Annotated in this window: 22 protein-coding genes and 4 pseudogenes; 12 read left to right on the plus strand and 14 right to left on the minus strand. The window is 37.1% G+C overall.

The features are described from left to right. Window positions 1-6 precede the first annotated feature (6 nt). The gene (locus HX13_RS13995; protein ID WP_050021621.1) at window positions 7-1,119 is read left to right on the plus strand and encodes an LptF/LptG family permease; all 1,113 of its coding nucleotides are present in this window, start codon (window positions 7-9) and stop codon (window positions 1,117-1,119) included. On the opposite strand, the gene HX13_RS24410 is transcribed toward HX13_RS13995, so the two are convergent. Both HX13_RS24410 and HX13_RS24415 read right to left on the minus strand, forming a co-directional pair. Next, complete coding sequence (locus HX13_RS24410; RefSeq protein ID WP_238555354.1) at window positions 1,113-1,490, minus strand: hypothetical protein; 378 nt, start codon at window positions 1,488-1,490, stop codon at window positions 1,113-1,115. The two genes, HX13_RS13995 and HX13_RS24410, sit on opposite strands and share 7 nt — an antisense overlap. Window positions 1,491-1,518: 28 nt before the next feature. Then, a complete protein-coding gene (locus HX13_RS24415; protein ID WP_238555355.1) occupies window positions 1,519-1,704 on the minus strand; it encodes a hypothetical protein in 186 nt (61 codons plus the stop codon). A gap of 214 nt (window positions 1,705-1,918) precedes the next feature. Between HX13_RS24415 and rsfS the strand changes: the two genes are divergently transcribed. The 5 genes from rsfS to HX13_RS14025 all read left to right on the plus strand — a co-directional run bounded on the left by rsfS (window position 1,919) and on the right by HX13_RS14025 (window position 6,601). Next, complete coding sequence (gene rsfS, locus HX13_RS14005; protein WP_050021622.1) at window positions 1,919-2,284, plus strand: ribosome silencing factor; 366 nt, start codon at window positions 1,919-1,921, stop codon at window positions 2,282-2,284. 22 nt (window positions 2,285-2,306) lie between these two features. Continuing rightward, window positions 2,307-4,328 (plus strand): ATP-dependent zinc metalloprotease FtsH, encoded by a 2,022-nt coding sequence (gene ftsH, locus HX13_RS14010; RefSeq protein WP_050021623.1) that lies wholly within the window; start codon window positions 2,307-2,309, stop codon window positions 4,326-4,328. 136 nt (window positions 4,329-4,464) lie between these two features. Further along, complete coding sequence (locus tag HX13_RS14015) at window positions 4,465-5,046, plus strand: LUD domain-containing protein (protein WP_050021624.1); 582 nt, start codon at window positions 4,465-4,467, stop codon at window positions 5,044-5,046. A 24-nt stretch (window positions 5,047-5,070) separates the two neighbouring features. After that, complete coding sequence (locus tag HX13_RS14020) at window positions 5,071-5,943, plus strand: phosphatidate cytidylyltransferase (protein WP_050021625.1); 873 nt, start codon at window positions 5,071-5,073, stop codon at window positions 5,941-5,943. Window positions 5,944-5,947: 4 nt separating this feature from the next. Beyond that, on the plus strand, window positions 5,948-6,601 hold the full coding sequence (locus HX13_RS14025; protein ID WP_050021626.1) for a phosphatidylserine decarboxylase family protein: 654 nt from the start codon (window positions 5,948-5,950) through the stop codon (window positions 6,599-6,601). Window positions 6,602-6,807: 206 nt separating this feature from the next. Here the strand turns inward: HX13_RS14025 and HX13_RS14030 are convergent, their stop codons facing one another. The 4 genes and pseudogenes from HX13_RS14030 to HX13_RS14045 all read right to left on the minus strand — a co-directional run bounded on the left by HX13_RS14030 (window position 6,808) and on the right by HX13_RS14045 (window position 10,690). Next, a complete protein-coding gene (locus HX13_RS14030) occupies window positions 6,808-7,155 on the minus strand; it encodes a hypothetical protein (RefSeq protein WP_050021627.1) in 348 nt (115 codons plus the stop codon). Window positions 7,156-7,174: 19 nt separating this feature from the next. Further along, window positions 7,175-9,013, minus strand: coding sequence for an ABC transporter ATP-binding protein (locus HX13_RS14035; protein ID WP_050021628.1), 1,839 nt, complete (start codon window positions 9,011-9,013; stop codon window positions 7,175-7,177). A 198-nt stretch (window positions 9,014-9,211) separates the two neighbouring features. Further along, window positions 9,212-10,135 (minus strand): M28 family metallopeptidase, encoded by a 924-nt coding sequence (locus HX13_RS14040; protein ID WP_050021629.1) that lies wholly within the window; start codon window positions 10,133-10,135, stop codon window positions 9,212-9,214. Between the two features lie 164 nt (window positions 10,136-10,299). After that, a pseudogene (locus HX13_RS14045) lies at window positions 10,300-10,690 on the minus strand (DUF4293 domain-containing protein). Between the two features lie 144 nt (window positions 10,691-10,834). Between HX13_RS14045 and rho the strand changes: the two are divergent. Then, complete coding sequence (rho, locus tag HX13_RS14050) at window positions 10,835-12,652, plus strand: transcription termination factor Rho (protein WP_050021630.1); 1,818 nt, start codon at window positions 10,835-10,837, stop codon at window positions 12,650-12,652. 26 nt (window positions 12,653-12,678) lie between these two features. On the opposite strand, the pseudogene HX13_RS14055 reads toward rho, so the two are convergent. Continuing rightward, a pseudogene (locus HX13_RS14055) lies at window positions 12,679-13,429 on the minus strand (4-hydroxy-tetrahydrodipicolinate reductase). 278 nt (window positions 13,430-13,707) lie between these two features. Between HX13_RS14055 and HX13_RS14060 the strand changes: the two are divergent. After that, window positions 13,708-14,304, plus strand: a complete 597-nt coding sequence (locus HX13_RS14060; RefSeq protein WP_050021631.1) for a superoxide dismutase — start codon at window positions 13,708-13,710, stop codon at window positions 14,302-14,304. Window positions 14,305-14,409: 105 nt separating this feature from the next. Here the strand turns inward: HX13_RS14060 and HX13_RS14065 are convergent, their stop codons facing one another. Together HX13_RS14065 and HX13_RS14070 are read right to left on the minus strand one after the other, a co-directional pair. Beyond that, window positions 14,410-14,829: a DUF6146 family protein gene (locus tag HX13_RS14065; protein WP_050021632.1), complete on the minus strand. Its 420-nt coding sequence runs from the start codon at window positions 14,827-14,829 to the stop codon at window positions 14,410-14,412. A 50-nt stretch (window positions 14,830-14,879) separates the two neighbouring features. Beyond that, a pseudogene (locus HX13_RS14070) lies at window positions 14,880-16,080 on the minus strand (endonuclease). Window positions 16,081-16,313: 233 nt separating this feature from the next. Here HX13_RS14070 and HX13_RS14075 point away from each other — a divergent pair. Together HX13_RS14075 and HX13_RS14080 are read left to right on the plus strand one after the other, a co-directional pair. Continuing rightward, window positions 16,314-19,058, plus strand: a complete 2,745-nt coding sequence (locus HX13_RS14075; RefSeq protein WP_050021633.1) for a TonB-dependent receptor — start codon at window positions 16,314-16,316, stop codon at window positions 19,056-19,058. Between the two features lie 83 nt (window positions 19,059-19,141). Further along, on the plus strand, window positions 19,142-21,229 hold the full coding sequence (locus tag HX13_RS14080) for a DUF5689 domain-containing protein (RefSeq protein ID WP_238555356.1): 2,088 nt from the start codon (window positions 19,142-19,144) through the stop codon (window positions 21,227-21,229). 308 nt (window positions 21,230-21,537) lie between these two features. On the opposite strand, the gene HX13_RS14085 is transcribed toward HX13_RS14080, so the two are convergent. From HX13_RS14085 to HX13_RS14105, 5 genes and pseudogenes are all read right to left on the minus strand, one after another. Beyond that, window positions 21,538-22,008, minus strand: a complete 471-nt coding sequence (locus tag HX13_RS14085; protein WP_228377716.1) for a DUF6702 family protein — start codon at window positions 22,006-22,008, stop codon at window positions 21,538-21,540. Between the two features lie 58 nt (window positions 22,009-22,066). After that, on the minus strand, window positions 22,067-22,819 hold the full coding sequence (locus HX13_RS14090) for a TIGR00730 family Rossman fold protein (RefSeq protein WP_050021636.1): 753 nt from the start codon (window positions 22,817-22,819) through the stop codon (window positions 22,067-22,069). A gap of 8 nt (window positions 22,820-22,827) precedes the next feature. After that, window positions 22,828-23,543 (minus strand): annotated as a pseudogene (locus tag HX13_RS14095) (nucleotidyltransferase family protein). A gap of 96 nt (window positions 23,544-23,639) precedes the next feature. Then, the gene (locus tag HX13_RS14100) at window positions 23,640-24,047 is read right to left on the minus strand and encodes an RNase adapter RapZ (protein ID WP_050021655.1); all 408 of its coding nucleotides are present in this window, start codon (window positions 24,045-24,047) and stop codon (window positions 23,640-23,642) included. 155 nt (window positions 24,048-24,202) lie between these two features. After that, window positions 24,203-25,219, minus strand: coding sequence for an aminoglycoside phosphotransferase family protein (locus HX13_RS14105; RefSeq protein ID WP_050021637.1), 1,017 nt, complete (start codon window positions 25,217-25,219; stop codon window positions 24,203-24,205). A 262-nt stretch (window positions 25,220-25,481) separates the two neighbouring features. On the opposite strand from HX13_RS14105, the gene xrtF reads away from it, so the two are divergent. Beyond that, on the plus strand, window positions 25,482-26,012 hold the full coding sequence (xrtF, locus tag HX13_RS14110) for an exosortase family protein XrtF (RefSeq protein WP_050021638.1): 531 nt from the start codon (window positions 25,482-25,484) through the stop codon (window positions 26,010-26,012). Then, window positions 25,999-26,436: an exosortase F system-associated membrane protein gene (locus HX13_RS14115; protein WP_050021639.1), complete on the plus strand. Its 438-nt coding sequence runs from the start codon at window positions 25,999-26,001 to the stop codon at window positions 26,434-26,436. Before xrtF ends, HX13_RS14115 begins: the two co-directional genes overlap by 14 nt. The last annotated feature ends 1 nt before the right edge of the window (window position 26,437 follow it).

Raw genomic sequence — 26,437 nt, forward strand, 5'->3', positions numbered from 1 at the left:
AAAAGTATGCTTAAAATTATAGACAGATATATCATCAAAAAATATCTTGGAACGTTCAGTTTCATGCTGATACTGTTGTCTATAGTTGTACTCGTAATCGATGTCCAGCAAAAGATTCCCAGGATAGAAAATGCCAAAGCCATAGATCCTAAATTGGATCTGGTGTATTTCCTCATCCATTTTTATCCTTTCTGGATTATTAATCTTGTGGTGACCTTCCTGTCTATTCTGGTATTTATTACAGTAATTTATTTTACCTCGAGAATGGCCAATAATACTGAAATTGTTGCCATTATCAGTAGTGGGGCAAGCTTTCACCGGTTTGCAAAACCTTATCTGTATACTTCCATACTGATCGCCCTGATTTCCCTTACGGTGAATCATATGGTACTGCCATGGGCCAATATCAAAAAAAATGAACTGGAAGCCTATACTTACAATGCAGCCAATAAGGAAAAAATATTAGGGACAGCTCCTGCCTCTTCACAGCTGAGTAAAACGGAGTATATCTTTGTAGATTCCTGGAACAAAAGAGAAAAAAGAGGCTCCAGCTTTATTTATCAGAAGTTTGATAAAAACAGAAGGATGATTTATGAGCTGAAGGCAGGAGAAGTATACTGGGATAATTCCAAAAAGCAGTTTGTTTTGAATAATTACCTTGAAAAAACGATCAATAAAGACAATACTGAAAAATTAGGTAACGGATCGGAGTTGAGAAAAAATTACGGACATTCCCCCGAAGAACTTTTTCCTAATGAACTCCTTGGCCAGAACAAAACCACTCCTGAGCTCTTAAAGTTTATTGAAAGGGAAAAAGCCAGAGGAAACAGCAACCTGAATTCTTACCTGAATGAGCTGTATCAAAGGACTTCAATGCCTGTTTCTATTGTTATCCTGACCTTTTTGGCGCTCTCGCTCTCTTCTCAAAAGAAAAGAGGAGGGCTCGGAATTAACCTGGCAATAGGGATTTCATTGGCTTTCCTTTTTGTGTTCTCTTTTGAAGCCCTGAAAGTTGTTTCGGAAAATAAAAGCTTACCTCCCGCTTTAGCGATGTGGCTGCCCAATCTGGTATTCCTGCCCCTTACGCTTTATCTTTACCTTAAAAGAGCCAATCAGTAGAGAAGCTTTACTTCTTTGTGATAAAAAGAGCGCATTCCGTCTTCCAGTTCGATCCACAGTTCACCTCGTTCATCTGCCTTCCGGATGATGCCATTTTGTCGTTCTTTTTCAATCTCAAAAACTGAGATCTCATCCTTTCGGAACAAATGTTTATTGAATTCATCAAGAATTTCCCGGTCGCTGGGAATATTTTTCAGTTTTTCAGACACGAATTCATGAAGGCTCAATGCCAGCTCTTCAAGGTCAAATTGCTTGCCTGTCTGTGTCAGAAGAGAGCCTGCGTTAGATATAGCTTCGAATTTATCCTGAAGGATATTGATTCCGGCTCCTATGATGAAATAATTATTTTGATTAATTTTTTTTCTTTTCAATTTAAAATTCCGACGATTTTTTTATCCTTTAAGGTATGATATCATTCGGCCATTTGATTTTTACATCATAATCAGCCAATTTGGCAAGGAAATCCCGGATAATAATTGCGGTATAATAATTGAAGATAAAGTCGGAACACAGGATGTTTTGAATATTCACTGCCAGCGTATACGCCAGATTTTTTTTCGGCAGTCTGAGTCCATACATTTCCATACTGGCCACGACCTTTTGTCTGATTAAAAGTATGGAGGCCTATAAAATCTGAACTCTCATAAAGTAAAAACTTTGATATTTCGTCATTAGTAGAAGAACACTCTTTCAGGTAGAATAGTTGACTCATTTAAGAAAACTTTAAGACATTAAGGGGGTAAAAGTAAGGTTAAAGTAAAGAAAAAACAATAAATTTGCAGATTATAGTATATTTTTAATGAATAAAACAACAGAAAAACAAGAATTATTAGATAAAATCGTTGAAGCTATCCAGGATGTAAAAGGAGAAGATATCATGGTCTTTGATCTTTCAAACATCGAAAACTCAGTGGCAGAAACGTTCGTAATATGCAGTGGAAACTCAAATACACAGGTAGCAGCATTGGCGGGAAGTGTAGAGAAGAAAGTAAGAAACGAGCTGAAAGAAAGGCCCTGGCATGTAGAAGGAACTGAGAATGCAATGTGGGTACTGGTGGATTATGTTTCGGTGGTAGTTCATATATTTCAAAAACAGGTACGTGAGTACTATGACATAGAAGAGCTTTGGGGTGACGCTGTCATTACCAAAATTGAAAACGAGTAATTATAAATTTTAAAAAGTATAAATGAACAATAAAGGATTCAACTGGTTTTTTCCTATTGCAATCATAGCTCTTTTGCTATTCTTTGGTTCCAATTTCTTAGGAGGGGATAGTGCAAAATCTATTGATGAAGATGGTTTCTTTAGAGAAATGCAGGCAGGGAAAGTCCAGAATATTATTATATACAAAGACACGGAGAAAGCTGATGTTTTCTTGACTAAAGCAGCAAAGACGGCCATGGTGAATAAATCTGCCAGCGAAAATAACCCTCTTTCTGCATTTGATATGGCTCCTAAAGCAGATTTTTCTGTAAAATATGGTGACCTTCAGCTTTTCCTTCAAAAATTTGATCAGATAAAAGCCGCAGATCCGGCGATTAAGACCACAAAAGATTATGGAGCAGGGAAAAACCCGTTCATGGATATCTTAGTGTCAGCCTTAATCTGGATTGCAATTTTAGGACTGTTTTATTTCCTTCTTTTCAGAAAGATGGGCGGTGGCGGAGGTCCCGGTGGACAAATTTTCTCTATCGGAAAATCCAAAGCGAAGCTTTTTGATGAAAAAGAAAGAATTCAGGTAACATTTAAAGATGTTGCAGGATTGGAAGGTGCTAAAGAAGAAGTACAGGAAGTCGTTGATTTCTTAAAAAATTCTGAAAAATATACCAAACTGGGCGGAAAAATTCCTAAAGGAGTACTTTTGGTAGGCCCTCCGGGAACCGGTAAAACATTATTGGCGAAAGCGGTGGCCGGCGAAGCAAAAGTTCCTTTCTTCTCCCTTTCGGGGTCTGATTTTGTGGAAATGTTTGTAGGAGTAGGGGCTTCAAGGGTAAGAGACCTTTTTGCTCAGGCGAAAGCCAAATCTCCGGCGATCATTTTTATCGATGAAATTGATGCCATCGGGCGCGCAAGAGGAAAAAATAATTTCTCAGGCGGAAACGATGAAAGAGAAAATACCCTGAACCAGCTTCTTACAGAAATGGATGGTTTCGGAACCGATACGAATGTGATCGTTATGGCAGCAACCAACAGAGCGGATATCCTTGATAAAGCTTTGATGAGAGCAGGACGTTTTGACCGTTCAATTTATGTAGACCTTCCGGAACTTCATGAAAGAAGACAGATTTTTGATGTTCACCTGAAGAAAATTAAACTGGATGATAATGTAGACAGGGAATTCCTTGCTAAGCAAACCCCTGGATTCAGTGGTGCTGATATTGCGAACGTTTGTAACGAGGCAGCCCTTATTGCAGCAAGAAATAACCATACTTCTGTAACCAAACAGGACTTCCTGGATGCCGTAGACAGAATCATTGGAGGTCTTGAAAAGAAAAATAAGGCAATCAAGCCATCTGAGAAGAAGAGAGTAGCTTATCACGAAGCAGGACATGCGACAATTTCCTGGTTGGTAGAACATGCTTCTCCACTTTTAAAAGTAACTATTGTTCCGAGAGGACGCTCATTAGGAGCAGCATGGTATCTTCCTGAGGAAAGACAGCTGACCACTACCGAGCAGATGCTGGATGAAATGTGTGCTACTTTAGGAGGAAGGGCGGCAGAGCAGGTAATCTTTAACAATATTTCCACAGGAGCACTTTCTGACCTGGAAACGGTAACAAAGAGAGCCCAGGCAATGGTTACGATCTATGGATTAAGCCCGAATATCGGTAATATTTCTTACTATGACAGTTCAGGACAGTCTGAATATTCTTTCGGAAAGCCTTATTCTGAAGAAACAGCAACTAAAATTGATGCAGAGATTAAATCAATTATCGAGAATCAATATGAAAGGGCAGTAAGAATCCTTGCTGAAAATAAAGATAAACTGGATGCTTTAGCCAATAAACTTTTAGAAAAAGAGGTGATCTTCCGGGAAGATTTAGAAGAAATATTCGGAAAAAGAGCATGGGATCCTGAATTGACAGAGAAGCCTGTAACCAATACCATTCCTGAAAAAGAAAAGGAAGAAATATTGGAGACACCTCAGATCAAGGATAAAGAAGAAGAAAGCGAAATTCAGGCTCCTGAAAGCCCGACACAGCTTTAAAATTCTTAAAAAATAAAGTAAATGGAAACCTGACAGCTTTAAAATTGTCAGGTTTTTTCATATTTCAAGAGACATTTTTAGAATCTATTGTAATTATTTTCTATTTTTGTATAAAGTTGACTAAAAATAGATTAAGTTGAATTTATTCAAGAGGATTGTAAGCAAACTTACCAACCAGCCTGAGGAAGAGGAAAAACAGAGCCTGGAGAAACTTGGGGACTCGCTTAAGAATGCGGATCTCGACTATAAGTTTGCGCAATTATTTACGCATTCAGGGGGATTTTTCAATTATTGTGCAGATGAAGCGGAGGCTCTACAAACTTTAAATCAAATTATCAAGATAGAAGGAATCAGCAACCTTTTCTGTTGGGATAAAGAACTTCAGAACTTCCTGAATGTAGTAAAGAGTTCCTATACATCAGAACTGGCCCCGTCAAATGATGCAGCATTCATTACTTGTGAATATCTGATTGCCTATGACGGAAGGATCATGCTTTCTCACAATAATATTCTCCATTACCACTCTTCAAGATTACCGGATAAAATTATTATCATTGCCAATGTTTCACAGATTGTCAATAATCTCAATGATGCAATGGGGAAAATAAAAAGAAACGGAAATATCAAGAACCTCACTTCCATCAGTGGAAGCCAGTCTAAAATGGACAGTTCTTCCAATTCCAATACAAAATTGTTTTTATTGCTGCTTGAAGATTAGGCACCCACTTATAAATTTTAAATTTTGGACAAAAATCTCATTCAAAGAACCATTTCAGGCTTAGTGTATGTAGCCATTATCATTCTTTGTACAACTCCGCTTGGAGCACAACTGATCAATCATCTGTCTCCCGGCCTTATCCAGCAGCAATACCTCTATCATGGACTGATCAGTTTACTGCTGATTGTAGGTACCTGGGAATGTGTTAAAATCATGAAGTTTGGAAAAGGTTATGAAAAATGGGTGGTTTTCCCACTGGTGATTTTTATATTGTATGTTTTCTCCAAACGATATTTTCACCATGATTTCTTTTTTGATTTCAGGTTGAGTGAAATATTAGCGCTTGCCCTCATCGGGATAGCTGTAGTGACCTTGTTTAAATATCCCAGCGAATTATATTATGATAGCGGGAAACTGATTTTTTCCGTTATTTACGTGGCGCTCCCGTTTAGTTTTGCCCTGGGGCTGCCAAAGTTTTCCAGTTATAACAATTCTTTCTCTCTGGAAGTTCTTTTTTTGTTTATCCTGATCTGGAGCAGCGATACCTTTGCGTATCTGGTAGGGAAATTCTTCGGAAAACATAAAATGGCCCCTAAAATATCTCCCAAAAAGACATGGGAAGGCTATGCAGGGGGCGTTGTTTTAACCTTGATTTTATCCTACTTTATAGAACATTACCAGCCGGAGCTCAGAGGGAACTGGATGGTGGTGGGATTCCTGGTGGCAGCTTTTGCTCCGTTGGGAGACCTGGTAGAGAGTCAGCTGAAAAGAAATTTCGGGGTGAAAGACAGTGGGAACATTATTCCCGGACATGGAGGAGTTTTAGATAGACTGGATAGTTTCATAATCTGTGTTCCTGTCGTATATTTGTACTTTATTTTAGAAAAATTTATTTAATCTCATGAAATTACATAGAGAATCAAAAGGAACAATTACCGTAGCTACCCTGGTTTTTGTCATATTAGGAGCTTTAGCTATTTATTTCCTTAAAATGTGGTCATTAGTGATCATTATGCCTTTATTGGTTATTTATGGACTTGTATTCTGGTTTTTCAGAGTACCTGACCGTAACATTCTTGATCACAAAGAAAATGTAATCGCTCCGGTGGATGGAAAAGTGGTAATGATCAAGGAAGTGGAGGAGAATGAATTTGTGAAAGGAAAAGCCATTCAGGTCTCTATCTTCATGTCTCCACTGAATGTGCATATTTGCAGATACCCGGTTACAGGAAAAGTGGTTTATAAAAAATACCATCCCGGAAAATATCTGGTAGCATGGCATGAGAAATCATCTACAGATAATGAGAGAACAACTGTAGCCGTTGAAACGCTTACCCATCATAAAGTGGTATTCAGACAGATTGCAGGATATGTGGCAAGAAGGATTGTTTTCTATTGTAATGAAGGAGATCAGGCAAAAGCAGGGCATGAGTTCGGATTCATTAAGTTCGGATCAAGAATGGATGTTTTCCTGCCTTTGGACACTGAAATTGTCTGTAAGATCGGAGATATTACAAAAGGGGGCTTAGATGTTATTGCCAGATTGAAAAATTAAAATCAACGATTAATTATAGTCTCTCGCAGATTTTGCAAATTAAGCAAATGGATGAAAATATCATTTGCGGACCGGCAAAATCTGCGGGAGTTTTTTTTATTTCTTTTTCTAAGGTAAACTCCATCAATAAAAAAAGAGAAACATCTATCCCAGCTTCAATTTTTAATTAAATTCTGTTGACAGCTATTAATATGTATGTTTTCTGTCTATTTGATATACGGTTTTATCTCGTCCAGCAAGCTTAAAATAAACTTTACAGGCAGATCTTCTTCCACATCAATTAAAAGGATTTTAAACTTCTTCCTGCCGTCCTGGATGAGTTCCGGATAATCAAGTTTGTCACCGTGGTAAAAGCTCAGGTAATGCTTTTTATATTTCTTGCTATAATAGAAATAGCACAGCATTTTCTTTTTGTATTTGATAAAAGGAAGTCCGAAGCTTAATGTTTCTGTGATATTTTCCCGATCCGAATCTAAAATAGCGTTCCGTAAAAATAAAAGAGTACTTCTTTCAGGTTCTTCGATTCTGTAGAAATACTCTTGTATAGGGTTCATTTTTAAAATTAATTAAAGATTAGTCAAAGTTTTGTAGCTCAACAAGCTTGTTATACATCCCTTTTTTAGCAATAAGCTCATGATGTGTGCCTTGTTCTACAATGTCTCCTTTTTCCATAACAACAATCCAGTCTGCTTTTTGAATCGTGGAAAGACGGTGGGCAATCACTAGAGAAGTCCTGTTTTCCATCATTTTTTCCAGGGCATCCTGTACAAATCTTTCAGATTCCGTATCTAATGCTGATGTGGCTTCATCCAGGATCATAATCGGTGGATTTTTCAATACGGCTCTTGCGATGGATACTCTTTGTTTCTGGCCTCCGGAAAGCTTGTTTCCGTCATCCCCGATATTAGTGTCATATCCTTCTGCCAGATTGGAAATAAAGGAGTCTGCATTAGCAATTTTAGCTGCAGCAATTACCTCTTCACGGGTAGCATCAGGCTTACCCATCAGGATATTGTTGTACACGGAATCATTGAATAGTACGGATTCCTGGGTAACCATTCCAAGAAGCTTACGGTAATCGTTTAGCTTTAAATGCTTGATATCCGTTCCGTCAATCAGAATTTCTCCTTCTGAAACATCATAAAATCTTGCTAAAAGATTGGCAATGGTGGTTTTTCCGCTTCCGCTTTGTCCTACTAAAGCTACTGTTTTTCCTTTTGGAATTGTTAAGTTAAAGTTTTTAAGGATCAGATTTGCTTTGTCATAGTAGAATCCGATATTTTTAAATTCAATGTTATTTTCAAGAGTGGAAATAGAAACAGGTTCTGCAATTTCTTCTATTTTTACATCTGCGTCCAGAATTTCCAATACTCTTTTTAAAGAGGCTTCCCCTTTCTGTACATTGGAAATGGAAGCGGATAAGCTTTTTGCAGGAGGTAGTATCTGGAAGAACATTCCCAGGAAAACCAGGAAGTCAGCCGGAGATATACTTTGCTCAACAATAATCTGTTTTCCTCCATACCAGGCGATGATCAGAAAGGTAATGGAACCCAGGAATTCGCTCATTGGCGACGCTAATTCCTTCTTTTTCCCCAGACTGATAGAGCTTGAAATCCATTTATTCATAGACTTCATGAATCGGTTATCCATGATCTTTTCAGCATTGAAAATTTTTATAACCTTTGAAGATTTTAATGTTTCATCCACAATCGAAAAGATGGTTCCCAGCTCGTGTTGGGCTTCATGAGAGTCTTTTTTAAGGCTTTTACCAATCAAGGCAATCATTGTTCCCATTACAGGGAGTACCAATAATGAGAAAAGAGTCATTTCTGGACTTAAGAAAAATAAAGTAACCAAAGTACTGATCAGCATGAAAGGAGCGTTAATCAATTCAATTAAGCTTCCTAAAATGTTCCCTTCCACTTCGCCTACGTCATTGGACATTCTGGACATCATATCTCCTTTTCTGCTTTCTGTAAAGAAGGAAACCGGTAAAGAAAGGATTTTTCTGTACATGGCTCCTCTAAGATCTTTGGTAACCCCTACACGGTAGTTGATGAGCAATAAAGAACCAAAATACCTGAAAGCATTTCTTAAAAAGAACATAAAGGCGGTAATGACACACAGCCAGGCAAGCACAGTCAGAGCTCCGTAATCGCTTACCAGGGTCTGCACATAATAGTTGGAATATTCTTTTATATAAGTGAAAAAGTCTGTTATTTCACCCGAATACACCGGTGCGGTTTCATATTTTTCAGGTTTTATAGTGCCAAAAAGCATTCCCAATACCGGTAAAATTGTTCCTAATGAAGCAATCTGAAATACGGAATAAAGGATATTAAAAAATAAACTTCCGTAAATGTATTTTTGATGCGGTTTCGCAAACTTTAATATTTTTTTATATTCGTTCATTCAATGAAAAAATTGGATAGCAAAATTACGTAAAATTAAAAGATAAGACGTTCCTAATCCTATTTTACTTTAGCTTATATGTTCTGAAAAACATTTTTTTTGTTACAAGCTGGTGGTATTTCAAGTGCTTAATGAAAAGAGCCTGTATTGTATAATAAAAAAAGAAACCGCCATATCGGCGGTTTTATGATGATAAAATTAATTAAACTTCACCTGATCAGTATATTTTGGATTGAAATTCTGAGGATTTAATTTTTCTATGGTTTTGCTGAAATTATTGATAATTTGGGTCATATTATCAAAGTCCACAATATTAATGTCGTCATTTTCATGATGATAATGAGAGGCTTTGGTCATGTCAACGGTAGAAAATGAATGGGCAATAATTTTCTTTTTTACAAAGCTTACATTGTCTGAACGATAAAAAAGCTGTTGCCTGGCATATGGATCAGGATTTATTTTTAATCCGTTTACTGCATTTTTATTTACTAATTCATCCAGATCCGAGAATCCGTCCCCGGTCATGTACACAGTATTGGGTCCCCATTGGGACACTGTGGCCACCATTTCAAAATTAAAAAGAGCGGTCAGGTTATTATAAATTTTATCAAGATTTTTATCTTCTGAAATAGCCTGTGAACCCAGAAGACCTTCCTCCTCTCCGTTGAAGGCCATAAAGACCATTGAAAATTCAGGTTTTTTCTTTTTAAAATAATCTGCGATTCCTATCAGTGTAGTGATTCCGCTGGCATCATCATCTGCTCCGTTATTGATATTGTCACCTGCTTTGTTGCTGGTTCCGATATGGTCGAAATGTCCCGAAAAACCTAAATACTTCTCAGATTTCCCTTTTTTGATCCCACAGACGTTATAGGCTTTCTTGCCTTCATATTCAAAAGGAATGAGATAGGAAGTTCCTGTACAGTATTCAAGATTATTTTCTTTGAACAGCCTGGCAATATAAAGAGCTGCATTTTCATTTTCGGGAGTCCAGATCTTGCGCCCTTTCATTTCATCTGAAGCCAGGGTAGATAAGATATCTTTTACTTTTTCCTTTGAAACCTCCTGAGCGAAAGTGATCATGGAAAAAAGACATAAGGAAAGATAAGCTATTTTTTTCATTTTTTGATTTCTGTTAAATGATATGTCGTATTCTTATTGAAAAAGTTGCATGAAAGTACACAAAAAAAAATATTATTTCCAGAATAGTAAACATTTCCATAAAAAAAATAAAAAAAACAGCTCCCGGAAGGGAACTGTTCTCACTCAAAAAAATCGTTGTAAGGCTATCGAAGTCTGTCTACAGATTTTACGAGCCTCTCATCTTTGCGGATATAAATGTTTGCCATAAGCAGACAGATTACCGCAACTAATGGAAAGATCGGCTCAATACCCTTCTCAGGAAACTCAATTCCTCCGGATAAGCTGAGCAGCCAGTACGTCAATACACCAATCAACAAAAACGTTTATAATGATGCTGATGGTATTCAGCAAAATTTGTCTTTTTCTGTTTTTGAAACTAAAAATACTTAATGCGCCAATGATAACAAGCACTATACAGCTTATATTAAGTACAGGAATACTGCCCGAAACAGCAACATCCTGTCCTGTGATGAAAAGAAAAACAGCAGCTAAAACTGCCAATAATGTCCATATAGTCTGTATTCTCTGTAGCATTGAATATTAAATTCTAGGCAAAAATAACATAAATTTTGCACAATTCAAAAATAAGTGTAGATTTGCATTATACAATGTACTTGAAAACCAAAGTCACCGGACTTACTTTTCTTACTCACAATTAATTACATTTTTACATTAAGTATGTTTAACATCGAAACGTTAAGGTCAAAATCCGTAACGGAACTGACTAAAATCTTAAAAGATTTAGGCGTTAAAGTTGCAAGAAATAGCAATGACAATGATAAGATCTTTGCCATTCTTGACTTTCAGGCTTCTAACCCTAAAGTTGCAAAAGATTATTTCAACGCCACAGAAACCAACAGTATAAATACTGAAGAGGCTGTCACAGAAAAACCTGCGAAAGCCCCAGCAAAAAAAGCTGCTCCCAAGAAAGCGGCAGCCCGGCCCAAACCGGTTGCTAAACCATCAGAAGAACCTAAAGTAGAGGAAAAAGTGGAAGAAAAGACAATAATACCAGCTTCTGAGGAGATACAGCCTGAAGAACCTAAAGCTGAAGCAGTAAGTGAAGAAACTCCTGCTGCACAGGCCAAAAAGAAAAGAAAAAGGGTTGCTGCCAATACCAATACTGCTGAAGTTTCTCAAGAGAAAGCAGAAGCTCCTAAAAACACAGAATCCCAAGAATCTGCTCAGCCAGAAGAAAAGCCGAATAATCCTCAACAACAGGCTAACAAATCCCCAAAAGGACACAATCATCCGCAGAACGGCGGAAATCAACATAAAAACCAGCATCAGCACCAAAATCAAAACCAAAATCAACATCAGAACCCAAACAGGCATTCTGATAAGACTGAGGAGCAGCCGGAACCAAAGAAAGAATTTAATTTCGATGGAATGGTAAGTATTGAAGGTGTTTTAGAAATATTACCGGATAACTATGGCTTCTTACGCTCTTCGGATTTCAGCTATATTTCTTCTCCTGATGATGTGTATGTTTCTACGGCTCAGATCCGGAATTTCGGATTAAAAACAGGAGATACGGTTAAAGGTATAGTTAGATTGCCAAAAGAAGGTGAAAAATATTTTTCACTATTAAGACCTACAGAAGTTAACGGACGTGATTTGGCGTTTATTAAAGACAGGGTTGCTTTTGAATACCTGACTCCACTTTTTCCCGAAGAGAAATTCAATCTTGCAGGAAGCGGATCTACAGTATCCACAAGAATTGTAGACCTGTTTGCTCCTATTGGAAAGGGACAGAGAGCTATGATTGTTGCCCAGCCTAAAACGGGTAAAACCATGTTACTTAAGGATATTGCCAATTCAATTGCAGCAAACCACCCTGAAGTATATATGATGGTTCTGCTGATTGATGAGCGCCCTGAAGAGGTTACCGATATGGAAAGAAGTGTAAATGCAGAAGTAATTGCTTCTACATTTGACGAGGCAGCAGAAAAACATGTAAAAGTAGCTAACCTGGTTCTTGCAAAAGCACAGAGAATGGTAGAATGCGGACACGATGTTGTAATTCTGCTGGATTCTATTACAAGATTGGCAAGAGCTTATAATACGGTTACTCCTGCTTCGGGTAAGGTTCTTTCCGGAGGGGTGGATGCCAATGCGCTTCACAGACCGAAAAGATTCTTCGGAGCAGCAAGAAAGATTGAAGGGGGAGGATCCCTGACAATCATTGCAACGGCCCTTATTGATACAGGTTCCAAAATGGATGAAGTAATCTTTGAAGAATTTAAAGGTACAGGGAATATGGAACTTCAATTAGACAGAAAAATTGCCAACAGAAGAATTTATCCTGCTATTGATCTTGTAGCTTCAAGTACCCGTAGAGATGATCTTCTATTGGACGAAGTAACCTCGCAGAGAATGTGGATCCTAAGGAAGTATCTTTCTGAAATGAATCCTGTGGAAGCGATGGAATTTGTAGATAAAAACATCAAAGGAACCCTGAATAACGAAGAGTTCCTGATGTCAATGAATAAATAATAATAAATTAAATGTAAGCCGGGCTTCTATACTTTGAAATAAGGATGCAGTAAATCCTCAAATTTATAGAAGCCCGGTTTTTTATTGACAAGATGTTCGGCAGCAAACAGAGCACCGTTACCGAAAGCATCTCTTGAAATGGATTCATGAATAAGCCTTACCGTTTGGAAAGGAAATCCGAAAATCACCTCATGCTTCCCGACAATTCCTCCTGCCCTGATTGTATTGATCTTTTCATCTTTTACTTCCAGCACATCCGCAATCCGGATGGCAGTACCAGAAATGCCTTTTTTATCTTTAAAATGTTCTTCGATAATTTCTATATCCACTGCAGGGGCAATTTTTTTTTAAAAACTGAGAAGCATATAACAGATAATTAATTCCTAAAGTTATGTTGGGAGACCAGAATACAATGGCTTTTTGTGCTAGTTTATGAAGAAAATTCACTTCTTTGTCAGAATAGTGGGAAATTGCTGAAATGATTTTTACTTTTCTATGAGCTGCAGATTCTCCATAGGTGTAAATACCTTCCTGGGAAGAGAAGTCGATAATGGCATCTACAGGATGCTGCTCCAGTAAATCCTGTATACTTATTTTTTTCTCTGAATAGAAATGGCCGGGATCATTGCTTTCAATTCCGAAGAAATCAGCGGCATCCCTGCTGTTTAATCTGTTTGTTTTTCTGTACACCCACTGCAGGGAATGATCCTTGCTTTGAAGGATCACCGATGCTACAGCCTTACCTGCTTTTCCAAATCCAAAAAGTCCAATTTTCATAATAAAAAGTATTGAGTTAAACATTCCGTGAAAGAAGTATTCTATGGTTAGAATTTACTTCATATTGTGTAAGTTACAAAAATGAAAATAAACTATGTTTTGAATAGGAGTTGAAAGAGAGATAAAAAAACTTTCTGATTCTATGAGGAATAAAAAAATAAAATTTAATTCATTCTAAATCAATGTATCAATGTTAAAGATTTATTAAAGTAATGCCTAACTTTTGATAATCCCTTAAATATTGGCTAATTTTGGATATAACATTAAAAATAAAGATTATGTCATTTGAATTACCAAAATTAGGATATGCATACGATGCATTGGAGCCTACAATTGATGCGAAAACTATGGAAATCCACTATACAAAGCATCACCAGGCATATATTGACAATTTAAATAAAGCGATTGAAGGAACTGATCTGGCGGGAAAAACAATTGAAGAAATCTGCAAAACAGGAACAGATAAACCGGCAGTAAGAAATAATGGTGGAGGACATTTCAATCACTCTTTATTCTGGGAGATTTTAACTCCGGGCGGAAGCAAAGAGCCGGTAGGAAATGTAAAAGCTGCTATTGAAAATTATGGTGGTTTTGAAAAATTCAAGACAGATTTTTCTGATGCTGCTAAAACAAGATTTGGTTCAGGATGGGCATGGCTGGTAAAAAATAATGACGGTTCCGTATCTGTTTCCTCTACACCTAACCAGGATAACCCGTTAATGCCTGTTGCAGATGTTAAGGGAACTCCGGTTTTAGGATTGGATGTTTGGGAACATGCTTATTATTTAAACTACCAGAACAGAAGACCTGATTATGTTTCTGCATTTTTCGATGTAGTAAACTGGGATAAGGTGGAAGAATTATTTAACAAATAATTTTCAACTATTATAAAAATAAGAGGTTCAGAATTTTCTGGACCTTTTATTTTATACAATATTTGTTATCAGATTAATATATCATTTATAATATGGCTGTTAACATCATCGTATCGCATCACTTCCTGATAAGCCTTTCATTTTTAAGCCGTATTTCCAGTTTACATAAGCAAAAACCTGATACAGTTTGTATTCAAATTTTATCCCGTAGTTTTCCTGGGGATCATAGTCTATCCTTGATTCTATAATATTTCTGTATTTTCCGGAGTTGTAATACCCATTCCATTCATTGATCAGGAAGGAGTTTTTTGTTTTCAGATAAGCCTCGGAATATTGGCTGACAGGTTTAGCGATAGCGTTTAAAAAATAATCAAATTGGGTGTCGATCACAATAAGGTCCCATTCTCCGTCTTCATTTTTTGAAGGTTTCATTTCGGATTGTTCTTTATCACTCTTTGGGCTGTTCTGAGAAAAACAGCTGAAAGGAATAAACAGCATGAATAAAAATAAAATAAAATTTTTCATGACACTGATATTTATATAAAAAGACACTCCAATAAGAGTGCCTTTTTACTTTATTTTTTAATATATTCTTTCTGAACTACAGAAACCGCCGGAAAGTGGTCGCTGTATCCTCCTGTGAACCGGTCTCCATCCCATGAACGTAACGGATATCCCTTCCACTGTCCTTCCTTGTTTACCAGATAAGGAGGAGCATAGATCTCGGCTTTATAAATGGTATAGGTAGGCGTGATTTTTTCAGTTGAATAAAGGTTTCGTGAAACGATAATCTGATCAAACAGGTTGGGAGCATCCCTATAGGCAAGGGAAGCAACACCTGCCTTATACAATTTGTACATAAGGTTATAATAAGGTGTTTTATCAGACAATTCACCAGGATCCCCTACAGCACCCAGGTATTTTTTTAAACTTGGGCTTACCGGATCGTCATTATAATCTCCCATTGAGAATAATTTAATTCCCGGGTTTTCTGCTGCTACTTTATCCATTTCATTTTTCAACACAGTAGCTGCTGTATTTCTTTTGGAAAGGGAAATAGCTTCTCCGCCTCTTCTGGATGGCCAGTGGTTCATAAATATTCCTACTTTTTCTCCGTCTAATAATCCTATGGCAACGACAATATCCCGGGTATATTCCCTTTTTCCGGTCTCGTCAAAGATCTTGATTTCCTTTTTATAAGAATCTAAAACGGAAAATCTTCCCTTTTGATAAATAATAGCCACATCAATTCCTCTGGCATCATAAGAATTGAAGTGTACGATTCCATAATTGCTTCTGGCCAGGGCAGGTTGCTTAATAAGATCTTCAATAACCTGTCTGTTTTCAACCTCGATCAATCCACAGATGGCAGGGTTGTCATTGGTATATTGTCTTCCCATTTCTGAAATTACCTTAGCTTCATTGGCTAATTTTTGATTATAGTATTTTGTACCCCATCTTTTAGGGCTGTTAGCGGTAAAATCATCAGCCAGGATCTGCTTTCTGATTACTTTTTTTTCCTATCAGCAGCTCATCACTCCATTCCCCTTTGTAGTCTTCTGTAGTTTCCAGAAACTTTAAAGAATCTAACGGAACGCTCCTGTGAAATTTAGGATTGGACCTGGGAAGAGTACCATCAATATAATCTGCAGAAGGGATGGTGTCCCAAAGGTTTTCAACGTTCAGAAACCCGATAGCAGCCCTCTTTACCTGTTTCTGCTGTGAGAAAGCAGAACCGAAGCAAAATAAGGCAGCCATGATTACATATTTTTTCATGCTTGTCTGTTCAAAAAATAGAGGGTAAAATTACTAATTTTATGTAGAATAAGATTAAAATCATGTTACAAATCTTTTTTTTGCTATTGATGAAAATTATTGCTTATTTTTAGGATAATGATGAAAGGTTAAGAAAAATTAATAGAATAAATAGCTTAAACTGTTTGAGTTAATGAAAATAGTTCTAAATTTGTTGCCCCTTAAATAAAGAAGGAGTTAAAAATAAGTTTATTATGATTAAAAAACTATCCCTAATCTCTTTGTTTACGTTAATGCCTGCTTCTTATTATTTTGCACAAACTACTGTTTATGCGTATGTTAAAGACCAGGACGGTAAGCCATTGGAGAAAGCAGAAGTAGATCTGGCACAATCCGGCGACGACACAACCGCGGATAAAATTGGATACTTCCAGTTTGTGGATTTAAAACCTGGACACTATCTTATTACAGTAACAAAACCAAATTTTGATTCTAAAATCTTAGAGTTTGATGTGACTGCCGATGAGAAGAGAAAAGATTTAGGTGTGATTACACTTAACTATACTTTGGGATCAGACGCAGGAGTTATAGTCATTGACGACGCTGCGAGTGATGCTGAAGATGGAGGCTCATCCATGCAGCCTACTGTGGGACTTTTAAGCTCAGGGAGAGATGCCTTCCAAAATGTTTCTGCTTTTGAATTGGGTGCCTATTGGTTCAGACCCAGAGGTGTAGACAATAGATTTGAGGATGTGGTTTTCAATGGAGTATCTATGTCTAAAAATGATGACGGAAGAATAGATTTCAACAACTGGGGTGGTTTGAATGATGTGACCAGATATCCTTATGAAAATGTAGACAATATTACGCCTTCAGAATATACTTTTGGTAACCTAGGGGGAGTGGTTTATTATAATACAAGGGCTTCCAGCTATAGAAAACAAACCTCATTAGCCTACTCGTTTACCAACAGAAGCTACCTGCACAGAGCAATGGCTACCTATTCATCAGGTCTTACTAAAAATGGCTGGGCAGTGACGGTTTCAGGAAGCAGAAGATGGGGAGACAGAGCGATTCTGGATGGAGTTTATCAGGATGCATATGCTTATTTTGCGTCCATTGAAAAGAAATTCAGTGACAGGCACTCTATCAATTTAACGGCTTTCGGATCTCCTACGTACAGGGCTTCTAACGCTCCTAATACCCAGGAAGTGTATGACATCATGGGTAAAAACTACAATTCATATTGGGGATGGCAGGATGGAGAGAAGAGAAATTCAAGAATCAGAAATGTTTTTGAGCCTATGTTCATTTTAACGGACTATTTGAAAATAGGAAAAAACTCCAATTGGATCAACACCGTTTCTTATCAGTTTGGTAGCGACGCAAGGAGCAGGTTAGACTGGTTCCATGCTTCTGATCCGAACCCGACCTATTATAGAAAATTGCCAAGCTTCGGACTTCTTAATGCTGATGAATTCAGACAACAGTCACAGATCGACTGGAATTATCTGTATAACACAAACCGGCTCAATCTTACCAACTCGGATGGTACTGCCAGAGGAGCTGTTTATACTGTTGTAGAAGATGTAAATAAAGATAAAACATTCAACTTCTCCTCTCACTTTGACACAAGACTAAAGGATAACTGGAAATTGAATATCAACTTTAATTATCAGAACCTAAAATCTGATAACTTTAGAAGAATCAAAGACTTGTTAGGAGCTGCCTTTGCTTATAACCTTAATGCATTTAACGGTGATGCCAAATATGACGCAGATAATGCAGACGTAACAGTAAGGGAAGGGGACAGAACTCAATATTCTTACGAACTGACAAGAAATCACTATTCATTAAATGTTTCATCTGAAATAGACTTCAATAAGTGGAATATAGTAGCTTCTGTTTTCTCTTCTTATTCGGAAGCTTACAGAGAAGGAAACTTCAGAAGTGGTCTTGCGAGATTCAGAGATAACTCCAAAGGTAAGAGTGCGGTATATGATGCTTTAGATGCTGGAATCAAGGGTAAAATTACTTATAAGATCAACGGTAAGAACTTCATTGTATATAACGGAGCGTTCTTTAGCTTAGCCCCTACATTGAATGAAATTTATATCAATCCAAGAATGGTTGATTATGTAACACCGGGGGTTACTAATCAGATGATCAATTCTAATGATTTAAGCTATATCCTGAGAGGGCAAATACTGAAATTAAGATTATCAGCTTATTATACTACTATTCAAAATGCTACTGAAATTTCAAGATACTATGCTGATGTAAATGACGGAACATTAGGAAATTCTTTCAGTACGTTGGTAAACGAAGCAATGAGCGGTGTTAATAAAAGATACATGGGACTAGAACTAGGATTCGATGTTAAAGTAACACCTACCTTAAGTGCTGTAGGGGTAGCAAGTGTCGGTGAATATAAATATACCAATAACCCTGAAGTTTCTACCTTTGATGACCTTAACGGGTTCAGGGGAACTGATGTTTGGGGGAAAGCTAATGTTAAAGGCTATAAAGTAGCAGGAACACCACAAAAAGCATTCTCTTTCGGATTAAAATATAACTCTCCGAAATATTGGTGGGTAGGGGCTTCTGCCAACTACTTAATGGATCAATACCTTGATTTTTCAGCGTTGAACAAAACTCCTTACATGTATACGGATCCACAAACCAACGATCCTTTCCCTGGAGTAACTCCCGAACTGATAGAACTTATTACCAAACAAAAGAAATTTGATAATCAGTTTATGCTGAATGCCAATGCCGGTAAGTCTTTCCAATTTGGAAAATACAGAATGGGAGTCAGCGTATCTGTAAATAATATTCTGAATAACAGAAATTATGTTACCGGAGGATTTGAACAAGGACGAAATGTAAACTTTAGTGATGCGCTTGCTGATGCCCAGAGAGCAACCCCTTATTTCGGGCCAAAACTGTGGTATGACAGAGGAATCACTTTCTTTACTAATGTTTATTTAAGATTCTAAAACGATGACAATGAAAAATTATACTTCAATTTTACAATATATTTTTTATCGCAGCCACTTCTCTGTTTGTAGTAACAGGCTGTGTGCATGATGATAAGTATGATCAGCCTGATCTTGACGGGTATGATTGTGCAGATAAAAAAGGAATAGTAGTGCCATTTGCTGATGTAAAAGCAAAATATCAGAATGCAAGATATGTTTTCCCTAAAGATGAAACTCCTGATAATGAAGCTGATGATCTGTATATGGTAGGATATGTTTCTTCTACGGATGAAACAGGAAATATCTATAAAACGATCTATGTTCAGGATGCTTTGGAAAATCCTACACAAGGGTTTACGATAAGTGTTGACGCCGTAAGTACCTACACTAAATATCCTCAGGGTTCAAAAGTATATATAAAACTGAATGGACTGGCCATCGGTACTTATGGAGGCCTGGTACAACTTGGGGTGGAAACGGGAGCTGAGACTTCTGCAACATCTGTGTCAAGAATTCCGGAAAAACTTGTTGCAAAACAAATCTTCAGATCTTGCGCTCCAAAAGGGAAAATTGTACCAAAGATTATGAAACTTGCCGATATGACGGCAGCAAATGACCAGTACTTCGGATGTCTTATTCAGGTAAATGATGTGGAATTTGATGCAAGAGCTTTATGTACTACCTACGCTCCAAATGGTGTAACTGTAGATAAAACCATCGGTGAAGGATGGGTAAATGGAAAATATGCAAAAACTGCCGTTGTAAGAAACAGCGGATATGCTTCCTTTGCCAGCCAGCTTCTTCCTTCAGGAAAGGGAAAGTTTGTAGGGATTTATAGTAAATTCCAGTCAGGAAATACAACTACTTATCAGCTGTATGTGAACAAAGCTGAAGATCTGGACATGAAATCATTCCCTCGTACAGATGGGCTTTTATCAGGACCTTGTGATTTCAATCCAGGCAGTCTGACCGCTAAAACAGTGGCTGAGGTAAAACAACTGGCTGCAGGAACTACAAACTGGGTACAGATTACCGGAGATTATTATCTTAAAGCCCAGGTGGTAGCTAACGATGAGACAGGTAACCTTTATAAATATGTTTATGTAGAAGATGCTACAGGCGGAATCAGAGTGAACATGAATAAAACAAACCTATATCTTGACAGCAGATTCAGATTAGGAAAAGACGTTAATATCAAGCTGAAAAATCTATATGTAAGGAATGTCAACGGAGAAATTCAGCTAGGAGCTTTATTCAATAATAATACACAGTTCGGACAGATTGAAGAAGCTGAAATGTATAAATACTTCTTCGATAGCAATACTGCTGCAAGAGCCGTAATTCCTACAGAAAAAACAATTCCCCAATTATCAATGGCGGATGTTGGAAGATGGATCAAAATTAAAGATGTTGAATTTGTAGACGGGGATTTAGGTAGGACGTTAACTGATGGTAACAGTGTTACAAACAGAACCCTTGAAGATTGTTCAGGAAATACAGTTGCTCTGAGAACTAGCGGGCAGGCAAGCTTCGGAACGATTAAACCAGGAGCTTATGAGGTAAAAGGAGGAAAGGGTGATGTATATGCAATTTTAAGTGTATTCAACGGAACTTACCAGCTATGGATTACAAAATTAGCAAATATTGACTTTGATGCGCCAAGATGTGACGGAAGTGTTTATACCCCTATTCCGGTAGTGTACAGTGATGATTTCGCAGCAGGTGGATTCAGTGCAGACTGGACAACTGTTAATAAAGTAGGACCTAACCAATTCTGGCAAACATCCAATCAAGGAAACGGAGCTAATTATTATGCTATGATGAATGGTAATGCCGGAGGAGCTAATAATAATATTGCCAATGAAGACTGGCTGATCTCTAAAGAAATAAACTTAGCAGGTAAAACCAAGGCAGCAGTAAGCTTTACTACGGATGTAAGGTATTCCGGAAATGCCTTACAGGTTTATGCTACGGATAACTATACAGGTGATGTTACAACAACTAACTGGACGTTACTTCCTGCCACACTGGACACCAATTCAGGTGCATTTGGCGATTGGGTAGGCTCAGGAAACGTGAATTTGAATGCTTTCTTAGGTAAAAATGTAAGAATTGCCTTTAAATACACTTCTACAACCTCTGCTGCAGCTACATGGGAAGTAGACGACTTTAAAATAAAAGCACAATAATCAGTTATTGTCTTTATAAAGCAAAGCCGGTCGTAAGAGCCGGCTTTTTAATTGGCTTCATTTCCGGATTTATATCGAATTTATTAAAGGTGTGCACCCAGTTAAAAATGATGTTTTGATTGAGTCCGGGAAAAGATTGACAGCTGCCGCTGATGGATTATTATCGGAAAAGTTTTGACGTCGCTTAACCGATGTATGCGAAGAAGATAAAGAATAATTAAAATGCTTGTGTGACGGAATATGAAGAGTGCTTCAAAAATAAAAAACCACTGTGTTTTACAGTGGTTTTTATATACAAAATTAATAGTTTAAAAAGAAACCTCATTCACTTCTTTTCCCCTCTGGAAGTTCATTGTTTTCTGGCTGCCTTTGTAGGCAATGTTCACCAGATTGATTTGTTTAGGGAAAGAGCTTAAAAGGATTGTATTTTTAATCTTTAAGGTGCTGATATCTGAAACGCCTCCGGTTTCAAAATACACCCATACAGTTTCTCCGCTGACCTGGCTTCCCGTGAAGGTAATTGTTTTAGGAGCACCATTGACAAATACATCAAAATTATTGTTCACATATTTTTTTACTTCAGCTTCAAATCCGGCGGTGTTTGGATTTATTTTAATAGCATCAGAAATATGGCTTGTATTCATTTTTGTGGTAAACTTCAATGTTTTGCTTCCATCAATATAATCCACCTTGGTCATTGAAGAGAAAAAGTCTACATACATAAAACTCATTAACACAAAAAATGTTAAAATTCCTGATATATATAAAAGTTTTTTCATCTTAATTAATAGATTTACAATCATACTTGCTAGTTATAGTTCACAAATAATATGCCAATTAAAAATTTACATTCACAGAATATTTATCATAAAAAGCCTTAATGTGTGCTACCGCCTCATCCGCAGTATCTACCACTCTGTAAAGTTCAAGATCATCTTCAGCAATCATTCCTTCTTTTAACAGGGTTGCTTTGAACCAATCCAGTAATCCGCTCCAGAATTCACTCCCTATCAGAACAATGGGAAATTTACCAATTTTATTGGTCTGAATAAGCGTTAATGCTTCCGTCAGCTCATCTAATGTTCCGAAGCCGCCGGGCATTACCACGAATCCCTGGGAATATTTTACAAACATTACTTTCCTTACGAAGAAGTAATCAAAGTTCATTGAATAGGATTTATTAATGTACGGGTTAAAGTGCTGTTCAAAAGGAAGATCAATATTAAGGCCGATGGAGCGTCCTTTTGCGTTGGCTGCCCCCTTATTACCGGCTTCCATAATCCCCGGGCCTCCTCCTGTAATAATTCCGAATCCTAATTTTGTGATTTTTTCAGCAATTTCCACAGCCATATTGTAATAATGACTTTCGGGCTTTAATCGTGCAGAACCGAATATAGAGACACATGGGCCAATTTTAGCCAGCTTTTCATAGCCATCCACAAACTCGGCCATGATTTTGAAAACCATCCAGCTGTCTTTAGTAATTGTCTCATCCCATGTTTTTTGTCTGAAACTGTCGTGTAGTTTTGTCTCGTTAATATCAAGTTCCGGATTTACTAAACTCTCATCCCTGATTCCATCAATTTCCATTGCAAAAATTATTTAAAATGTTTTTCGGCTTCTATTATGGATTCTGGTCTTCCTACATCTATAAGAATGCTGTCATGCAGAAAGCCGTGAATATGTTCGGTTTGCATCAGGTCCAGATATTCTTCCATAACAGAAAACTTGCCGGTTCTTTTTTATTTTTTCAAAGATGACAGGGTTGATACAGTGAACTCCACTAAAAGCAAGGGCTTTAAAACCTTTGTTGAATTCAGCAAGTCTCTGTTCACCTGTTTGTACATTCAGCCATCCTCTTAAAACCATATCATCGTTGAAAAGGAGTTTTCTCGAACTTTCCCGGTCCGAAACTGCTAAAGTAGCAAAATCTTTTATCTTTTTATGATATTCTACCAATGTATTGATGTTTATATTGGTTAAAATATCAGCATTCATGATTAAAAAAATCTTCACCATGATCGAGAAACTTTCTAGCAAAAATCAAGCCGCCCCCGGTTTCCAGCAGTTCACCGGTTTCATCGGAGATTTCAATATGGCATCCGAAATTATTGTTTTTCTTTAAAAAATCGACAATCTGATCGCCGAAATGGTGGATGTTGATGACAAAATCCTGGATACCAAAACTTTTCAGGTAGCGGATATTTCTTTCTAAGAGCGAAACTCCGTTTACTTTTGCCAAAGCTTTAGGGTGGTGATCTGTAAAGGGTCTGAGTCTTGTACCTTTTCCTGCTGCGAAAATAAGAGCTTTCATTTTTTATAAGTGATAAATAATAATTGATGAGTGATGATATGATCCATTTTGAATAAATGATGAGTTAACAGTCATGTATCAATGGTCGCTTATCACTTATGTATTCAGTTGAGGTTGTTCATCATGATGAAGGCTTACTGTAGTTCCTTCGGGATATTTTTCTTTGATAAATTCAGCAATTTTAATAGCGGAATACACAGATCTGTGCTGGCCTCCGGTACACCCGAAATTGATCTGAAGATTTTCAAATCCTCTTGCCAGGTAATCTTCAATATTGATTGAAATAATAGCTTTTACCAGTTCCAAGAATCTTGGCATTTCAGTTTGGGTTTCCAGGTACTCCTGAACTTCGGCATCATTTCCGGTCTGGCTCTTATACTCTTCAATTCTTCCAGGGTTTAAAATTCCCCTGCAATCAAAGGCAAAGCCACCACCGTTTCCGGTAAGGTCTTTGGGAATTCCTCCTTTTTTATATGAAAAACTGTGGATGTCAATGTGTAGCATTTTTTCTTTTTTTATCATTTAAGGTATTTTAAGCTTTAAGGTTAATTAAGATTTTGATCGTTTCAAAATGCCATTAGAAGGCTTTTATTGTTGTAAGGCTTCGTAACCTTATCCTATACTCTTACCATTCTTAATAACTTAAAGCATCTAATGGTTCAATTTAAAATTTCTTTAATTTTTAATTTCGTTTTTTCAGTGGTTAATTGTTGAATAACTTTTTCAAGTTCCGGGTATTCTTTCATCCGCTCCCATTGAACGGCAAATTCTGTAATATTTTGGATACCTTTTTCTACACTTGATATGAAATGTTGTTTACGTTGGATCAGTCCTCTGAACCCGTAGGCTCCTAAAACCTGTAGGAATCTCATCATTTGAATAGGTTTTACAGCATTTTCCAATTCCATCCTGGTTTTGGAGTCTTCAAATTGCCGGATATAAAATGTGAGCATTTCATTTTTAAAATCTTCAGGAAAATTGGCCTTAGCCTGGAAAAGAAAAGAAATAACATCATACATCAACGGGCCTTTCATCGCTGACTGGTAATCAATAAATGAAACTTCATTCTTTTCGTTTACCATAATATTCCTTGCCTGAAAATCGCGGATCATAATTCCCTTGGGTTCCAGTCCTTCTACAAGGGTGGCTATACGTTTGAATTCTTTAAGGAGTGCAGATTTATTGTATTCCAGCTCCAGGAAATCCGCCACAAAATTTTTGAAATAGTACAAATCATGAATAACAGGAAGCTCATCATAACTTTCGTACTCAAAAGTTTTGGAAAAATCTATTTTCCCCTGAGTCTGAACCTGCATCTGAAACAGCTTTTCCAAAGTCTGTTTTACGAGATCCCGTACACGGGGCGACAGATTTTCTTTTGTAATTACTTCCGAAAGGGTTTGTTCTCCCAGAAACTCCTGAATGTACATTTTTTTGTCTTCAGAAACGGCGTAGATGGTTGGAGTATTAAGGTGCAGGCCGGAAAAGATACTGGAATAGTAAAGAAAGCTTTCATTTTCGGAAATGTTTTCATTATATGTAATAATATACTTTCCGGTATCGGTTGCAGCCATAAAATTAACTCTCGCAGAGCCGCTTTGCGCTAAGGTGATGAATTCGGAAGATTTTTTACCTACCTGGCTTTCAAAAAATCGTTTTGCGTTTTCAGAAATCATAATATGGAAACAAATATACTAATTTAACATGAGTTGGTAACCAGAGATAATTATTATGGAACTGAAGCTTTTGGAGATAAGGATGGAGAATCCAAGAAAGAAAGTGCTTTATGAAAGTGTTGATGTTTTTTTTTGATGGCTTTTCCTTGTTTTAATGATGATTTTATAATATTTGAAATAATCAGGAGTTCTGCATGATTAAAATTTGAGTTTATTATTCCAAACTCAGGATAATTTACAGTTGAATTTTTATATTTGTATTATGTTAAAAGACTTTAAGCCCGTATTAGGGATATTGTTGCGTTTCATCATCATTTATCTGGTGTTGCTTTTTGCATATCAATCCTACCTTAACAGTGAAAAAGGTTTGGGGCTGGATTCTTTTTCAAGAATTATCGCAAACCAGGTCAGCTATCTGCAAAATCTTATCAACTTCCCGACGGAGCTTTATGATGATATAAAAAACGAACAGGTTTGGTTTTATGTCAAAAAGCAATACACGACAAGGATGGTGGAGGGGTGTAACGCTGTCTCTGTAATGATTCTTTTTGTATCTTTTGTTTTTGCCTTTTATAAGGGTTTAAAAACTTTTATTTTTGCCGGAACAGGACTTGTTATACTGTACATTATGAACCTTTTGAGGATTGTGGGGCTTAATGTTGTAATGGCAGATCATAAGGAATATGGTAAAATGTTCCATGATTTTATTTTTCCGGCGGTAATCTATGGGAGTGTCGTTATTCTTTGGCTCATCTGGATTAAATTCTTTGCTTTAAAAAATGAAAATGCTTAATTGGTGCCTGGTCATAATAGGTATTTGCGGTCTATTGGGGGTGAGGATCCTTGAAGATACCTTATTTTATGATCCTTTTCTTGGTTACTTTCACGAAGCTAATAAAAATATTATGTTTCCCTCCTTTGAGTGGGGAAAACTTATTTCAGGTTATCTGTTCAGGTTTACCTTAAATTTAGTGTTTTCCTGTCTGATTATTCAAGGGTTATTTAGAAACAGGCAATGGACAGTTCAGGGAGCGGTTATGATGCTCATTGTTTTCGGCATTGCTTTTCCTATTTATTTATATTGTATCTCTGATCATTTTGAGATTGGGTATCTTTTTTCTTTTTATATGAGGAGGTTTGTGATCCAACCTTTGATTATATTATTGATCGTTCCGATGTTTTATTACAGGAAACAGATGATGAAGCAGGGAAGGTGAT

Source organism: Chryseobacterium sp. P1-3 (assembly GCF_000738495.1).
Classification (GTDB): domain Bacteria; phylum Bacteroidota; class Bacteroidia; order Flavobacteriales; family Weeksellaceae; genus Chryseobacterium; species Chryseobacterium gallinarum.

Excerpts from the sequence above, each read along its gene's own strand:
- xrtF (WP_050021638.1), top strand. The coding sequence starts at position 25,482 with ATGTTAAAAGACTTTAAGCCCGTATTAGGGATATTGTTGCGTTTCATC.
- ftsH (WP_050021623.1), top strand. The coding sequence starts at position 2,307 with ATGAACAATAAAGGATTCAACTGGTTTTTTCCTATTGCAATCATAGCT.
- HX13_RS14105 (WP_050021637.1), bottom strand. The coding sequence starts at position 25,219 with ATGATTTCTGAAAACGCAAAACGATTTTTTGAAAGCCAGGTAGGTAAA.
- HX13_RS14040 (WP_050021629.1), bottom strand. The coding sequence starts at position 10,135 with ATGAAAAAAATAGCTTATCTTTCCTTATGTCTTTTTTCCATGATCACT.
- HX13_RS13995 (WP_050021621.1), top strand. The coding sequence starts at position 7 with ATGCTTAAAATTATAGACAGATATATCATCAAAAAATATCTTGGAACG.
- HX13_RS14075 (WP_050021633.1), top strand. The coding sequence starts at position 16,314 with ATGATTAAAAAACTATCCCTAATCTCTTTGTTTACGTTAATGCCTGCT.
- HX13_RS14100 (WP_050021655.1), bottom strand. The coding sequence starts at position 24,047 with ATGCTACACATTGACATCCACAGTTTTTCATATAAAAAAGGAGGAATT.
- HX13_RS14090 (WP_050021636.1), bottom strand. The coding sequence starts at position 22,819 with ATGGAAATTGATGGAATCAGGGATGAGAGTTTAGTAAATCCGGAACTT.
- HX13_RS14035 (WP_050021628.1), bottom strand. The coding sequence starts at position 9,013 with ATGAACGAATATAAAAAAATATTAAAGTTTGCGAAACCGCATCAAAAA.
- HX13_RS14065 (WP_050021632.1), bottom strand. The coding sequence starts at position 14,829 with ATGAAAAATTTTATTTTATTTTTATTCATGCTGTTTATTCCTTTCAGC.
- rsfS (WP_050021622.1), top strand. The coding sequence starts at position 1,919 with ATGAATAAAACAACAGAAAAACAAGAATTATTAGATAAAATCGTTGAA.
- HX13_RS14085 (WP_228377716.1), bottom strand. The coding sequence starts at position 22,008 with ATGAAAAAACTTTTATATATATCAGGAATTTTAACATTTTTTGTGTTA.
- HX13_RS14030 (WP_050021627.1), bottom strand. The coding sequence starts at position 7,155 with ATGAACCCTATACAAGAGTATTTCTACAGAATCGAAGAACCTGAAAGA.
- HX13_RS14060 (WP_050021631.1), top strand. The coding sequence starts at position 13,708 with ATGTCATTTGAATTACCAAAATTAGGATATGCATACGATGCATTGGAG.
- HX13_RS14025 (WP_050021626.1), top strand. The coding sequence starts at position 5,948 with ATGAAATTACATAGAGAATCAAAAGGAACAATTACCGTAGCTACCCTG.
- HX13_RS24415 (WP_238555355.1), bottom strand. The coding sequence starts at position 1,704 with ATGGAAATGTATGGACTCAGACTGCCGAAAAAAAATCTGGCGTATACG.
- rho (WP_050021630.1), top strand. The coding sequence starts at position 10,835 with ATGTTTAACATCGAAACGTTAAGGTCAAAATCCGTAACGGAACTGACT.
- HX13_RS14115 (WP_050021639.1), top strand. The coding sequence starts at position 25,999 with ATGAAAATGCTTAATTGGTGCCTGGTCATAATAGGTATTTGCGGTCTA.